General features: G+C 68.1%; 18 protein-coding genes. 10 read left to right on the forward strand and 8 right to left on the reverse strand.

The window, feature by feature from the left end:
• A partial coding sequence (locus VFK57_21105; GenBank protein ID HET7698227.1) for an amidohydrolase occupies nucleotides 1-1098 on the forward strand: 1098 nt, incomplete at its 5' end.
• Here the strand turns inward: VFK57_21105 and VFK57_21110 are convergent.
• Genes VFK57_21110 through VFK57_21120 form a run of 3 tightly spaced genes read right to left on the reverse strand, consistent with a single transcriptional unit; the run spans nucleotide 1095 to nucleotide 3763 of the window.
• Nucleotides 1095-2042, reverse strand: coding sequence for an aldolase/citrate lyase family protein (locus VFK57_21110; GenBank protein ID HET7698228.1), 948 nt, complete (start codon nucleotides 2040-2042; stop codon nucleotides 1095-1097). The two genes, VFK57_21105 and VFK57_21110, sit on opposite strands and share 4 nt — an antisense overlap.
• Before the next feature lie 24 nt (nucleotides 2043-2066).
• Nucleotides 2067-2468 (reverse strand): hypothetical protein, encoded by a 402-nt coding sequence (locus VFK57_21115; GenBank protein HET7698229.1) that lies wholly within the window; start codon nucleotides 2466-2468, stop codon nucleotides 2067-2069.
• On the reverse strand, nucleotides 2465-3763 hold the full coding sequence (locus tag VFK57_21120) for an MFS transporter (protein ID HET7698230.1): 1299 nt from the start codon (nucleotides 3761-3763) through the stop codon (nucleotides 2465-2467). The genes VFK57_21115 and VFK57_21120 overlap by 4 nt, the downstream gene beginning before the upstream one ends.
• Nucleotides 3764-3798: 35 nt before the next feature.
• On the opposite strand from VFK57_21120, the gene VFK57_21125 reads away from it, so the two are divergent.
• From VFK57_21125 to VFK57_21165, 9 genes are all read left to right on the forward strand, one after another.
• Nucleotides 3799-4293, forward strand: a complete 495-nt coding sequence (locus VFK57_21125; GenBank protein ID HET7698231.1) for a hypothetical protein — start codon at nucleotides 3799-3801, stop codon at nucleotides 4291-4293.
• The gene (locus tag VFK57_21130) at nucleotides 4290-5414 is read left to right on the forward strand and encodes a type IV pilus twitching motility protein PilT (protein ID HET7698232.1); all 1125 of its coding nucleotides are present in this window, start codon (nucleotides 4290-4292) and stop codon (nucleotides 5412-5414) included. The genes VFK57_21125 and VFK57_21130 overlap by 4 nt, the downstream gene beginning before the upstream one ends.
• 208 nt (nucleotides 5415-5622) lie before the next feature.
• Complete coding sequence (locus VFK57_21135) at nucleotides 5623-6537, forward strand: alpha/beta hydrolase (protein HET7698233.1); 915 nt, start codon at nucleotides 5623-5625, stop codon at nucleotides 6535-6537.
• A gap of 21 nt (nucleotides 6538-6558) precedes the next feature.
• Entirely contained in the window at nucleotides 6559-7203 is a 645-nt protein-coding gene (locus tag VFK57_21140; protein ID HET7698234.1) for a hypothetical protein, read from the forward strand.
• An 81-nt stretch (nucleotides 7204-7284) separates the two neighbouring features.
• On the forward strand, nucleotides 7285-7818 hold the full coding sequence (locus tag VFK57_21145) for a MarR family transcriptional regulator (GenBank protein HET7698235.1): 534 nt from the start codon (nucleotides 7285-7287) through the stop codon (nucleotides 7816-7818).
• 53 nt (nucleotides 7819-7871) lie between these two features.
• Nucleotides 7872-8711 (forward strand): arsenite methyltransferase, encoded by an 840-nt coding sequence (locus VFK57_21150; GenBank protein HET7698236.1) that lies wholly within the window; start codon nucleotides 7872-7874, stop codon nucleotides 8709-8711.
• Nucleotides 8712-8800: 89 nt separating this feature from the next.
• A complete protein-coding gene (locus tag VFK57_21155) occupies nucleotides 8801-9163 on the forward strand; it encodes an STAS domain-containing protein (protein HET7698237.1) in 363 nt (120 codons plus the stop codon).
• Between the two features lie 191 nt (nucleotides 9164-9354).
• Nucleotides 9355-9861, forward strand: coding sequence for a putative zinc-binding protein (locus tag VFK57_21160; protein HET7698238.1), 507 nt, complete (start codon nucleotides 9355-9357; stop codon nucleotides 9859-9861).
• 55 nt (nucleotides 9862-9916) lie between these two features.
• Nucleotides 9917-10492: an elongation factor P gene (locus VFK57_21165; GenBank protein HET7698239.1), complete on the forward strand. Its 576-nt coding sequence runs from the start codon at nucleotides 9917-9919 to the stop codon at nucleotides 10490-10492.
• A gap of 3 nt (nucleotides 10493-10495) precedes the next feature.
• Here the strand turns inward: VFK57_21165 and VFK57_21170 are convergent, their stop codons facing one another.
• The 5 genes from VFK57_21170 to VFK57_21190 are packed head-to-tail and all read right to left on the reverse strand — an operon-like array spanning nucleotide 10496 to nucleotide 13940.
• Nucleotides 10496-10957: a hypothetical protein gene (locus tag VFK57_21170; protein ID HET7698240.1), complete on the reverse strand. Its 462-nt coding sequence runs from the start codon at nucleotides 10955-10957 to the stop codon at nucleotides 10496-10498.
• Nucleotides 10958-11000: 43 nt separating this feature from the next.
• Nucleotides 11001-11636, reverse strand: coding sequence for an outer membrane beta-barrel protein (locus VFK57_21175; protein HET7698241.1), 636 nt, complete (start codon nucleotides 11634-11636; stop codon nucleotides 11001-11003).
• Between the two features lie 8 nt (nucleotides 11637-11644).
• Nucleotides 11645-12754: a serine hydrolase domain-containing protein gene (locus tag VFK57_21180; GenBank protein HET7698242.1), complete on the reverse strand. Its 1110-nt coding sequence runs from the start codon at nucleotides 12752-12754 to the stop codon at nucleotides 11645-11647.
• A gap of 6 nt (nucleotides 12755-12760) precedes the next feature.
• Nucleotides 12761-13303, reverse strand: coding sequence for a DUF4390 domain-containing protein (locus VFK57_21185; GenBank protein HET7698243.1), 543 nt, complete (start codon nucleotides 13301-13303; stop codon nucleotides 12761-12763).
• A 13-nt stretch (nucleotides 13304-13316) separates the two neighbouring features.
• Complete coding sequence (locus VFK57_21190) at nucleotides 13317-13940, reverse strand: AAA family ATPase (GenBank protein ID HET7698244.1); 624 nt, start codon at nucleotides 13938-13940, stop codon at nucleotides 13317-13319.
• Nucleotides 13941-13956 lie beyond the last annotated feature (16 nt).

Raw genomic sequence — 13956 nt, forward strand, 5'->3', positions numbered from 1 at the left:
ATCGTCCGCGACGCGTCGCGCCGCCCCACCGGCGTCCTCAAGGACAACGCGATGAGCCTCGTCGACGCCAAGGTCCCGCCGCCGTCCGACGCCTCGAGCGATCGCGCACTCGACGCCGCGATGCGCTACGTCGCGGCGCAAGGCGTGACCGCGGTGCATCACATGGGCACGTGGAGCGATCTCGACGTGTTCGAGCGCGCCTGGCGCGGCCGGCGTCTCGGGACGCGCATCTACGCCGCCGTGCCGCTCGGCACGTGGGAGCGGCTGCGCGACACCCTGGCCGCCAGGCGCTTCGGGCCGGACGGACGCGGCGATGCCTGGCTGCGCGTCGGGCTGCTCAAGGGATTCGTCGACGGATCGCTCGGATCGCACACCGCCCGGTTCGAGCAGCCGTTTGCCGATGCGCCGAAGGATCGCGGGCTGTTCGTCACGCCGCCCGAGGATCTCTACCGCTGGATCTCGGGCGCCGACAAATCGGGGCTGCACGTCGCCGTGCACGCCATCGGCGACGGCGCCAACGCCGCGCTGCTCGACATCTTCGAGCGCGTCGCGCGCGAGAACGGCGCGCGCGACCGGCGATTCCGCATCGAGCACGCCCAGCACCTCCGCGCCGCCGACATCCCTCGCTTCGGCACCGCCGGCGTCATCCCGAGCATGCAGCCATATCACGCCATCGACGACGGGCGGTGGGCGGAGCGGGTCATCGGCCCCGAGCGCATCCGGACGACCTACGCCTTCAGATCGCTCCTGGACAGCGGCGCGCGATTGGCGTTCGGCAGCGACTGGTTCGTGGCGCCGCCCACCCCGCTGGAGGGCATCTATGCGGCGGTGACGCGGCGGACGCTCGACGGCAGGAATCCCGGCGGCTGGGTGCCCGAGCAGAAGATCACCGTCGAGGAGGCGCTGCGCGCGTATACGGCGGGCGGCGCGTATGCGGCGTTCGCGGAGACGGAGTCCGGCGCCATTGCCCATGGCAGGCTCGCCGACCTGACCGTCATCGATCGCGATCTGCGGACCATCGATCCCGCGGCGATCCGCAGCGCGCGGATCGTGCAGACGATCGTCGGCGGAAAGATCGTCTATCCCGGCGGCAGCTAGCGCCCTGCAGCCTTGCGGCCTATCTCGACGGCGCGGAAGCCGGGTTCGCCCCAGTTCATGATGAACACGCTGAAGCCCTGCTTGATGCGCGTCTCGATGTCGCTCTCGGTCGCCGGATAGCCGCAGGGCACGTCGAACTCCTTGCACGCGGCCAGCACCTGCTGGATCGCGGCTTCCCAGCCCGCCTGGTCGAAGCTGCGCTGGCCGTCGGCGCCGGTTGCGGTGAACACGCCGCGCAGCGTGCCGGCGCCGGGAAACAGCACGCTGATCCCTTTGACCGCGGCGATCTCACGAACCTTGGCGAGCCCGGCCTTGCTCTCGACGATCGCCCAGGTGGTGAGCTCCCCTTTCGGATTCAACGGCCAGAGATCCGCCTTGTCGCGGTACTCCGCCTCCGAGAGGCCCCAATACGCCGGCGCCGCGCCGACGTCGTCGGGGCGCGTGCCCCCTCTCGATTTGAACCGCGTTGCCGCGAGCCCCTGCTGGAGTTCGGCGGCGCTCTCGACGCCGACGAACACGATCGTCGACGCGCCCAGGTTCAACTGGCGGCTGATGTTCTCGACCGCCTTGGCGGGGTCGGGCGCGATCTCCGGCGTCTTCACCGACACCGGATGCTTCCAGCGAACCGCCGCCGGCGCCGCGTCGGCGAGACCGCGCATGAATTCCGTGAACGGACCGATCGCCCGATCTACGCCGCCTTCCATCGAGCCGTCGAAGATGAAGTCGCTCTTCTCGTAAGCGACCGCGTCCCTGGCGAGTTCCGCCGCCGTCTTCGCCGCGGCGGCGCCGCGCGGATTGCGGGGCGCGTAGAGACCGAAGATCGGCTTCTTCTGGAGGTGAAGATCGATCATCGGGTTCAGGTGCTGACCGGGTCTGTCCTGTCCGGCAGCCAGCGTGCCGAGCACGCTCACCCCCAATGCGGCCAGCGCCATTCGTGATCGCATCCGTCCTCCTCGAGCCGGCGTATTCTACTGCTTTCCGTTCCCCGGCTGCCGGCGCGTCGGCGCATCCTCGACACTCGCGCGCAGCGGTTCCCAGTCGCCCGTCTTCTTCACCGACGCGATCTCGACCGGCAGCGGCGCGCCGGGCGAATACGGGAGCGTCGCCAGCAGCGGCGTCGGCAGCGTGACCGGAAGGGTCGGGTCGGTCGCCGGGATCTGGCCGCGCCTCGAGACGAAGTTCACCGTCACCGTGCCCGCCTGGTCGAGCGTGCCGGTGCCGACGAGAATCACCGGCTGCACGTCCGCGTGCGGAAACAGCCGCGTGCCGCTCTGCGCGGCGAGCGGAGATCCGGCGCCCATGACGCACATCCACAGCAGACACGCGGCGATGACGGTCAGCACGCACTTCGTATAGCGATCGATGTTCATGACGTCCTCCGTTTCACGGCGAGCGCCGCGATGCCGTTCGCTGCGACGATCGCGGCCAGAATGCGGAACATGCCGGCGTAGCTGCCCGTCCACGCCACGCACACGGCGAGCAGCAGCGGGCCGACGGCGGACCCGGCGACGGTGAGCGCCTGCGCCGTCCCCTGGATGCGGCCGAGGTCGCGGCGGCCGTAGAAGCGCGGCCACACGCTGAAGAACAGCACCATCAGGATGCCGCCGCCAATGCCCATCGCCGACGCCCAGACCATGACGTGCGCGATCGTTGAGACGGCGGGCAGCATGAGCAGGCCGGCGGCGAGCGTGAACAACGAGGCGGCGAGCAGCCGTCCGAGCGGCGCTTTCGTCGCCAGCCACCCCCCGAGGAAGTTTCCAGCGAGCCCGGTCATGGCCGTGACGGCGAGGGTCTGGTAGTAGACCTCGGGTCCGAACCGCCGTTCGGCGAGGATCGATTCGTTGAACAGGCCGATGCCCGAGGCGACAAGACCGTAAAGCGCTGTGCCAAGAGCGAACACCCAGAACGCCGGCTGGGTAACCGCGACCCGCCACGGCACCGAAAAGGGGTCAGACCCGGGTCTGGTTCCTTTTGGGCCGTCGCCGGGCGCCGAAAAGGGGTCAGACCCGGGTCTGACCCCTTTTGAGTCCCCGTCCGGCTCCAGGCCAAGATCGGCGGGCGAGCGGCGGACGACCAGCCAGCAGAGCGGCGCCAGTCCCACGAGAATCGACAGGCCGACCGCGAGCCAGGCCGCGCGCCAGCCGTGCGCCTGCACCGCCCAGCCGACCGCGGGAAAGGCAGCCATGAAGCCCACGCTGAGGACGATGCTGTAGATCGCCATCGCGGCGTCGATGCGGCGGACGAACCAGTGGCCGACGGTCGCGATGCTGATGACCGAGAGCGCACTCTGGCCGAATCCGCGCGTGAGCGTAATCGACACAGCCAGCGCCGCCAGGCTCTGTACCTGTGACATCGCGCAGACGATCGCGCCGAGGACCACCGCCACCGCCGTGAGCACGGATCGTGCACCGAAGCGATCCATCAGCCGCCCGATGCCGATCCCGAAGAGCGCGCCGGCCAGCGTGCCCCAGAGATTCAGCTGCGCGAACGTGACGCGATCGAGTCCCAGATCGCGGAGCAGCGGCTCGGTAATGAGACCGAGTCCTTGCGTCCGTCCGGGCAGCGTGCCCACCATCGCGGCGGCGGCCACCAGCACCACCCACCACCCGTAGTACGCGCGGGGGGTGGAGCGCGCGTCGAGGGAGCACCCTTCGGCGGAAACCATGAAGCAGCGTAGCTCAGGATCCGATAAGCAACCGTATGGAATCGCCAGGCGGGTCGAACGAGTTCCGATTCGAGAAGCGCCGCGCCGCGGCCGTCGTCACCATGGTCGGCGGCGAGGTGGCGCGCGGCTCGTTCTTCACCGCCGGTGACACCACCCGCCGGCACGGCGGCGAGCGCGTCGCGGACCTGCTCAATTCCGAGCCCGGCTTTTTTCCATTCGAGGTCGAGGGGAACGGCCATCCGCGGACGGTGCTGTACAACCGCGCCCACCTGATTTCCGCGGAGATCTTCGACAACGAACCGAAGGACGATCCCGACTACGACGTCGCGTCGCGGCGGCCGGTCTCCATCCTGCTGTCGAACGGGCGCCGCCTCGACGCGTTCGTCCGCGTCGCCCGCCCGGCCGGGCGCGATCGGCTGAGCGACTGGACGCGGCAGCCGGAGGTGTTCCGCTACGTCGAGTCGGGCACGTCGGTCCTCATTCTCAACGCCGCTCACATCGTCGCATTCACCGAGGTATCAGGCCCTTGAGCGAGACTCCTCCTCCGATCGATCAACTGTTCCGCGCGATGGTGGCGCAGGGCGCGTCCGATCTCCACTTGTGCGTCGGCTCGGCGCCGATGGTGCGCAAGGACGGCCACATGCAGGCGCTCGATCCGGCCGCGGCGCACCTCACCTCGCAGGACGTCGTCCAGCTGCTCGCGCCGATCATTCCCGAGAAGAACCGGAAGGAGTACACCGACCGGCACGACACCGACTTCGCCTACGAGATCGCGCAGCTCGCCCGCTTCCGATCCAACGTCTTCGCCGACCGCCGCGGACCGGGTGCGGTGTTCCGCGTCATTCCGTCGAAGATTCTCACCGCCGAGCAGCTCGGGCTGTCGCCGCACATTCTCAATCTCTGCTCGCTGAACAAGGGACTGGTGCTCGTCACCGGCCCGACCGGATCGGGCAAGTCGACGACGCTCTGCGCGATGATCGATTACATCAACCGCACTCGGCAGGATCACATCATCACGATCGAGGATCCGATCGAGTTCGTGCACGAGAACCAGCGGTGCCTGATCAACCAGCGCGAGGTCCGCACCCACACCGATTCGTTCAAGGACGCGCTGCGCGCCGCGCTGCGCGAGGACCCGGACATCATTCTCGTCGGCGAGCTGCGCGACCTGGAGACGGTGGCGATCGCGATCGAGACCGCCGAAACCGGCCACCTGGTGTTCGGCACGCTGCACACGACCACCGCCGCCTCCACAGTGGATCGCGTCATCGATCAGTTCCCCGCGGATCGCCAGGCGCAGATCCGCGTGATGCTGTCGGAGTCGCTGAAGGGGGTCATCGCGCAGACGCTGTGCCGCAAGATCGGCGGCGGCCGTGTGGCGGCGCTCGAGGTGCTGATCGCGACGCAGGCCGTCAGCAACCTGATCCGCGAGGGCAAGACCTTCCAGATCCCCTCGATCATGCAGGTGAACAAGGCGAACGGGATGGTGAGCCTGAACGACGCGTTGATGGACCTGGTGACGAAGAAGCTGGTCGAACCCGCCGAAGCCTACGCGAAGGCGGTCGACAAGGCCGGCTTCGACGCCTCGCTGAAGCGCGCCGGCATCAACATCAATCCCGTGGGGGAAGCGAAGAAGGCGGCTCAGGGCTGAGTCGCGGCCCGCGGGAGCCGGAAAAACCCGTTCCGGCGGGAGTATTTTCCCCTGGGCACGCGCGGCCGGTCCCCGGCATTCGCGGGTTTGCCTGACTTCCCGCGCGCGCGCGCGTCCGTGACGCGGGTACAGCCGATGCTGTTCCCACGGTGTCATGGCGAAGCACCGTTCCTGGACACCATCGCTGCCCGCCGCTGTTGCCGCGGGTGTGGCAGTCCCCGCGCTGGGGCTGCTCGTCCGCTACCGCCGGGATCTGCATGCGGCGCGGGCGCGCCTGGACGCCGTCGACCGCCACGCCGTCTCGACCCCATGGGGCGCCGTCGAGTACGCGGAACGCGGCGCCGGCGAGCCCGTCCTCGTCGTGCACGGGATCTTTCAGAACTGCGTCAGCGGACTGATCTCGGTCCGCGATCTGCTCGCCGGCCGGCGGCTCATCGCGCCGTCCCGGTTCGGCTACCTCGGCTCGAGCATGCCGCCCGACGCGACGCCTGCGGCGCAGGCCGACGCGTTCGCGGCGCTGCTCGATGCGCTCGACATTCGAAGCATCGACGTCGTCGCGGTCTCGGCCGGCGCCACCTCCGCGCTGCAGCTGGCGCTGCGGCACCCTGACCGGGTGAAGCATCTCGCCGTGCTGGTGGGAAACCTGCCGGGCAGTCCCACCGCCGTCGTCCAGCCGCGATGGACGAAGCGAAGCGGCCGGCAGTTCGTGATGTGGGCGCTGTGGACGCTTGTTCCGTCGGTGATGGTCCGCATGGTCGCGGCCGTTCCCGAAAGCTTCGTGATGTCGCCGGACGACGTCCGGAATGTCGACGAGCTGATCGACAGCATGTTCCCGATGAGCCGCGAGGGGTTCAACTTCGACCTCTTCGTCTCGAACGCAGACGTCAACAGCTGCGCGCTCGAGCAGATCAGCGTCCCCACGCTGATCGCGCACACCAACGACGACCAGCTCGCCTCGCACGAGGCGAGCCGGCGCGCGGCCGAACGCATCCCCGGCGCTCGATTCGTCAGTCTCGATTCGGGAGGCCATCTCATGCTCGGTCAGCAGAAGAAGGGACGCGACGCGCTCGCCGACTTCTTTGCCGGCGCAAAGGATCGCGCCGCGGAGCCGGTGGCATCCTGAGCAATAGCAGCGGAGGATGTCATGTTGCCCATACTGTTGCTGATTGTCGTTCTGCTGGCGCTGTACTGGTTCCCGGTCCGGCGGTGGATGGGGCAATGGGGCGCCACGCCCCGCGATCTCGCGCGCATCATGGCCGGCGATGTCGTGCTTGAGAATCCGACGCACTCCGCGACGCACGCCGTCACCATCGACGCATTGCCGGAGGACATCTGGCCGTGGCTGGTGCAGATCGGGTCCGACCGGGCCGGCCTTTACAGCTATGACTGGCTCGATCGGGTATTCGGCATCCTCGATCGGCCGAGCGCGACGCGCATCATTCCGGAGTATCAGCACCTGGCGGTTGGCGACCAGGTGCATCTCGGGCCGCGCGCGGAGCTCACCGTCATCACCTGCGAGACCGGCCGCGCGCTGGTGCTCGGCTACCGCGCGCACGGCTTCGAGTGGGTGTGGCAGTTTGGCCTGTATCCGCTCGACGCGACCCGGACGCGCCTGGTCACGCGCGGTACCGAACGGTACGCGAATACGGCTGGCGCCTGGCTGTTCATGCGCGTGATGGAGCCGGCGGCGTTCATCATGACGCGACGGATGCTCCTCGGCGTGAAGCAGAGGGCGGAGGCGCTGAAAGGCACGCGGAGCGGCCCCCGTGCCAGCCGCCAGGCGGCCTGATGTCGCGCCCTCGCGGCGCCGGGACTGGCCGGAACTTGACACGGGTTGCGGTCGTCAGATATTGTTGTCACTACCAACTACATGACGACGAGCATCTCATCCCGATCGACCGTGCCGGCAGCCGACCTCCAGGGGGACGCCGAGGCCCTGCAGGCGGCCGTGGCCGAGCTGGTGCGCGTGTACCAGTTCCGCGATCGCGATCGCATCTGCTGCCATGACGTGTCGGTGACGCAGTGCTACGCCCTCGAGACACTGGTCGAGCGTGGGCCGATGCGGCTGCGAGCGCTGGCGGAGCGCCTGTTCCTGGACAAGAGCACCGCCAGCCGCGTCGTGAACGCGTTGGTGCGAAAGGGTTACGTCGAACAGCGCCCGGACGCCACGGATGGGCGCGCGATGCTGCTCGACGCCACGCCGGCGGGGCGGCGGTTGTGTGGGCGGATCTGGTCGGATCTCGTCGCGCAGCAGAAGCAGCTGCTGGGGGATCTGGCTCCCGACATTCGTGCCGGTGTCGTCCAGGTGATTCAGCGGCTCGCCCGTGCCGCCGACGCACGATTCCGGTCGGGCGCGGCCGGCGGCTGCTGCGGTCCAGGCTGCGAAACCGCGGCCTGCGCGTGACTTTGTCAGGCGAATTGGTTGTCAGTAACAATTACACTCGAAGGAGACGGCAGATGTCCACGACACGCGTTCAGGATGCGGTTCGCGAAAAATACGGCGAGATTGCCCGCTCGGTTGGCGCATCGGGGTGTTGCGGCCCGACCGCCTGCGGGTGCGGCGACCCGATCACCTCCAACCTGTACGCGAGCTCCGAAACCGAGGGGCTTCCCGCAGAGGCGGTCGCCGTCTCGCTCGGCTGCGGCAACCCCACGGCGCTCATCGAGCTGACGCCCGGCGAGACCGTGCTCGATCTCGGATCCGGTGGCGGGATCGACGTGCTGCTGTCGGCGAAGCGCGTCGGGCCGACCGGCAAGGTGTACGGCCTGGACATGACGGACGACATGCTGGCCCTTGCCCGTGAGAATCAGCGCAAGGCCGGCGCGGCCAACGTCGAGTTCCTCAAGGGCACCATCGAGGCAATTCCGCTTCCCGACCAGTCCGTCGACGTCATCATCTCCAATTGCGTGATCAATCTGTCGGTCGACAAGGATGCGGTGCTCCGCGAGGCCTTCCGCGTCCTGAAACCCGGCGGCCGCTTCGCCGTGTCCGACGTGGTCATTCGCGGTGAGGTCGCGCCGGAGATTCGTCGCAGCCTGGAGCTCTGGGTCGGGTGTGTCGCGGGCGCGCTTCGCGACGAGGAGTACGTTTCGAAACTGCGGGCGGCGGGGTTCGCCGACCCGACGGTCGAGGCGTGGCGGGTATATCGGGTCGAGGACGCGCGGGCGTTTCTCGCCGGCGCCGGTCTCGACGTGGATCGCATTGCCGCCGACGTCGACGGCAGGATCGCCAGCGCGTTCATCCGTGCGCGAAAGCCCGAAGCGAAGACATGCTGCGGCCCGACCTGCTGCTCGTAGGGTCTGGCACACCAGCGGCGAGGGGGGACGAGATGCAGCACGTAATGGAATGGAGACACAGGCAGACGCGGAGCGTCAAGCTGTCCAGGGTGCGTCAGTTTTCGCTCACGTCGATCCGCGACGCACACCGGGTGCTCGTGCGCGCCTGCGGCCGGCTGGTGCTGGGCCGCGGTGCGCACGACGCGCTGTGGACGCCGCACCTGGACGAGGCCGCCACGCATGTGGCGCTCGATCTGTCGTGCGTGACCGACCTGGATGCACGAGGGGTCGGCCTTCTCGCCGCTCTCGTTCGGCGCGCTCGACAGCATGGCGGAACGGTAACGGTGGTCGCCGCCAGCCGCGTCGTTCAGCGGCTTGGTGAAATGACGCGCCTGGATCGCGCACTGCCAGGCGCGTGGCATGAACAGAGTGGCCGCGCGGCCGCTCAGTCGTGCCTGAGCGCGGCAGGATAACTGCCGGCCAGGCACTGTCGCGACGGCAGAACGCCGTCAGTTGACGCGGGCGTGCGGGTTATTCCCCGCACACCCTGGAAATTCCGGTGTGTGAGCCATCCGCCGTCCACTGGCCCCCTGGCAGATCGTCAAGCGCGCTGTGGCACGCGCGTTGATCATTTATGAGAGATGGCTTGTGCCGGGGGGTGAACATGGAAGACTACACACCCGATTTCTCCGTCGCCGTGCAAGGCGTCAAGGGATTGTGTCCGGCAGGCGAGGCGTACGCCAGGCGCAACATCGAAAACAGGAAGATCCCCGTACTCTCATGCGAGGGACCGTGCATCCGAGGCGACATCGCCAGGCTCGCCGCAAACCTGGTCGCCAACGAAGTGCCGGGGTTTGCCCGCGCGTGCCACGCCGAAGCGTTTTTCGTGCCTCATTCGGCAATGGCGCGCTGGGTCAAGGACGCCAACCAGACAATCATGATCGACGGCTGCTTTCTGAAGTGCCATGGACGCGTCCTCAAGACGCTCATTCCCGAAGACAGAGTCGTCCATATTGATGCTCTGCCCATGTACAAGAAGTACACGGACATCTTCTCGATGGACGACGTACCCGAAGAGGAACGCAAGGCCGTCGCCCGGCGGGTCGCGGACCGGATCATTGCGACGCTGAAGGACCGCCAGCCAGCAACGATTGCCGCCACCGGGCTCTGACCCGGAGGCCACGGGTGTCGAGCGCCGCGGCCATGGGACGCTACAATAGACGGTCATGGCTGCGCTGATTGAAGCAATCGAGATCAAGCGGAAGATGTTCTTCGAGTACGAGGGCGCCCCGTATCACGTCATCGACGTCGAGGTTTCCCGCCCGACGGCGCGAGGCGGCCAGACGCTGGTCCGCATCAAGATGCGCAACCTGCTCACCCGCGCAGTGTTCGACAAGACGTTCAAGGCGGGCGAGAAGTTCGCCGAGCCGGATCTGGAAATGGTCGACGCGATGTTCCAGTACGCCGACAGCGCCGGCTTCCACTTCATGGACCAGGAATCGTTCGACACGATGACGCTGCGCCCCGAGATCGTCGGCGACGATCGGCTGCTGCTGGTCGACAACCTGCTGGTGCAGGTGCAGAAGTGGAACGGCGGGCCGATCGGGCTCCAGTTCCCGCCGCACATCGAGCTCGCCGTCGTCGCAACCGAACCCGGCGTCCGCGGCGACACCGCCAGCGGCGGCGTCACGAAGAACGCGACGCTGGAGACCGGACTCGAGATCCGCGTCCCGCTGTTCATCAAGGAGGGGGAAAAGGTGAAGGTGCACACCGAGACGCGCGAGTTCGCCGGCCGCGCCTGATCCTCAGAAGCGCAGCCGCACCTGCAGCCCGGCCGCGCCTCCAGGTGCCGGCGCCGGCGGACGGCTGTAGACCGCGCTCCGGCCGCCGTTCAACGCATCGATGCCTGCGCCGATCAACGCGCCGAAGCCGGCGTTGAACCCTACGATCGCGCCGCACTGCCCGGCGTTGGTCGCCCCCTGGCAGGCGACCAGCGACAACCCGCCCATGATCGCGGCACCCAGCACGAGGCCGTTCTTCAGCGAGTCTCCCCGCGTCTCGATCCGCAGCACGCGCGACAACGGCAGGTCGACGCGGCGCTGATCGACGGTCAGAATCGTCAGCGACTCGGGACTCAAGGTGACGATCTCGCCGCGCACGACCTCGCCCGAGTCCGCGTGGCTGACCCAGACTTCCTTCAGGCGTTCCTGTGCGGCGGCGGGTGACGCGACGGCGAGAGCAGCCAACAGCAAGACGGCGCTACGCATTCTGACCTCCTCCTGGCAAGGCGCAGGAGGCGCGAAATCCGGCTCAGCGCGGCCGGCCGGGACGGATCACGACGCCGAGCGAGGCTGTCATGTAGCGGACGTGCACGTCTCCGTCACCCAACGCGATCGGGCCGTGGTAGGTCCCGGTGACGGTGCTGTAGTAGCGCACGTCGAATCGCACGCCGGTGTGCCGCGTGAGAAATCCCACGGCGCCGCCGCCGACGTTGTAGGCGAACAGGTTGAGGTTCGTCGACAGCAGATCCGCCCCCTCGACCTTCGAGACGCGCAGCAGGCCGAACCCGCCGGACACGAACGGGCGCAGGAAGTACTCGGTCCATTTCTGGGGCGCGGCGACGACGACGTTGCCCATCATCGCGAAGGCGTAACTGCTGTCGACGATCGGACTCTGTCCGGACGGAGTCAACAGCGTCCGCATGTCGCGGTTCTCGAAGAACCGGGGCGTGAGTGACACCACTCCTTCGACGCCGAGCACGCCGCCGCTGAGCAGGGCGACCGACCCGGCGAGGGCCGGGTGACGGTTGGATGTACCCTGGTCGGGATCGGTGATCGTCGTCTTGCCGGCGAAGGTCACGCCGATCATCGGGGTGATCTGCCACTCGGCAGAAGCGGCGGCGGGCGCTGCCAGCAGCAGCGCGCAGGCAAGAACGGCCGCTCTCACCATCACCGCTAGGTTGTGAGCTTGAGGAAGATCGTGGCGAACAGCGAGCGGGTGACGTCGCCCGACTGCAGCTGGAACGGATTGCTCAGCCCGTCGCTGTTGGCGAGCAGGATGAAGGTGATCCGCTTGAGCGGCAGCTTGAGGATCAGGGCGGAGTAGGCGTTCGGCACCTGGCCGAAGTGCCATACCACGCGCTCGCCGCGGTGGAACTGGACGAACCAGCCGAGGCCCATCGGCGTCGCCTGCCCGCTGCGGTCGAACGCGGGGGTCCACGCCGCGGCCAGCGTCTCGTCCAGCAGCAGGACGCCATTGGGCGACAGCGCGCGATCGAGCCGAGCCAGGTCGCGCACCGTCGACACCAGTCCGCCGGACGCGGTCATCGGCGCGACCGGCAGCTCCATGCGATCCGCCCTGGTGCGCCCCGTGACCTTGTAGGGCACCGCGATCCGCTGCAGCACCGTGCGATAGCGTTCGAGCTCGTCGGGGGCGAACAGATCGTCGGGCAGCGCGAGATTGGGATCGATCAGATCCGTGCCCGGAACCGAATCGCGCATCGCGAGGCGGTTCAGCACGCGGTGCGACACGCTCTTTCGATAGGGCTGCGGCGCGCACCACTCCATCAGGGCGGTGAGGCTCGAGTAGCGCTCGGGACTGTAGGCGAACGGCTCGCCGCCGGTGACGCGGCCGGCGCCCGGGGCGGCGTGTGAGAGCAGGCCGCGGAGCGTCGCGTCCGGCTCGGGGGACGAGAGCCCATAGCGCGACACCGGCTGATCGAGCTCGAGGTGGCGCTGCTCGACGCACTGCAGCAGCAGCACGGCGGCGAGCGTGCCGCTCATGTCGCCCACCATGAACGGCGTGTCGGGGGTGACGCGCTCGCGCGTGGCGGTGTTCGCGAAGCCGTAGCCCTTCTCCCAGACGGTTTCGCCGTCCAGCATGACGGCGGCGGCCATGCCGGGAATGCCCGCCTGCTGGCGAAGCGCCTCGAGATAGGAATCGAGAACCGGGATGCTGCCGCCCTGCGTGAACAGCGGCGATGGCTGCTGCGCCGACGGCAGCGCCACCTGCAGCACAGCAGTGGTGAGGACAGCGATTCCGGCGGACAGGATCCCGCGTCGCATCGTCAGCTACCGGATGAAGGTGAACTTACCCAGTCCCAGCGCGTGATCGCCCTGCCAGGGCCAGACGAAGGCAGAGTTGCGGGGCGAGGCGTTCGCGGTGACGCGGACGTAGTAGTCGGCGTTCGGCTCGAGCTGGACGCCGGGAAACAACGACAGGCGCGCGAAGTCGCGGGTGAGCCAGTTCCACGCGATGTCTTCCTTGAGCGTGGTGTCGGCGAACTCGATCCGGCCGTCGATGGCGCGCGAGAAGTGGTAGGTGCGGGTCAGCGTGTCGTACCGCACCGATGCCATTACCACCGCCGACCTTATCGTGCGATCGACCCATACGGCCGAACTGCGCCGCAGATCGACTTTGTAGATGAACTTGACCGTCAGCCCGCTGTTGATGGCCGCCCGGACCTCGTCGGTCAACGATTCCTCGAGCTTGAACGAGACGAGCACCTCGCCGTCCCGCGGCAGCGGGATGACGTGAAGCGTCTGCGCCTGTGCGGCGGCGCTCGAGGCGAACCCGAGCAGCATGAGGAGCAGAATCAGGGCGCGGCTGAGCATGTCGAGGCGGCCTCTATGATAACCCGGCCGCCCCCGCCTCGTAGGGGATTTCCTCGAACGGCGGCAGGCCGGCCAGCCGGATGACGTCGACGAGGCCGGCCCGGTCGTGAAACTCCTTCCCGTCGCGGTTGATCACGACGGTATTGGGGTAGGTGGGCGCCAGACGGCGGAACTCGGCGTCGATCAGCCGGAAGCGCCGCACCATGTTCTCGGCGTCCTCATGCGGCCGGTTGCGGAGCCTGATGTGCTTGTCGACGGTGTCGGTGCTCGAGGTGAGGACAATCGTGCGATCGGGGTTCCAGTGGTCGCCAATCGCGAGCACCCGTCGAAGGTCCGCATGGCACTCCTCGGGGTACTCCGCCAGGTGCGCCTCGAGCGTGATGCGCGCCCCCTCGAAGAAGATCACTTTGCCGGGCCGATCGTGATCGGCGGCATCGCGGTAGTTGGCATCGTAGAGGCGCGCGAAGTACGTCGTCACGGCGACGGCATTCCGCCCTGCCTCGATGTCCTCGAGCACCCCCGGGTGCCACACCCCCTGCTCGCCTTCGCCGTACGAGCCGTTGTGATACAGGTCCCCGAGCTGCCGGACGAGCGTGCTCTTGCCGATGCCGGGGCCGCCGACGATCGCGACGCGCATGACGCGACGAGCGTAT

This window comes from Vicinamibacterales bacterium, from assembly GCA_035699745.1.
In the GTDB taxonomy this organism is placed as follows: domain Bacteria; phylum Acidobacteriota; class Vicinamibacteria; order Vicinamibacterales; family 2-12-FULL-66-21; genus JAICSD01.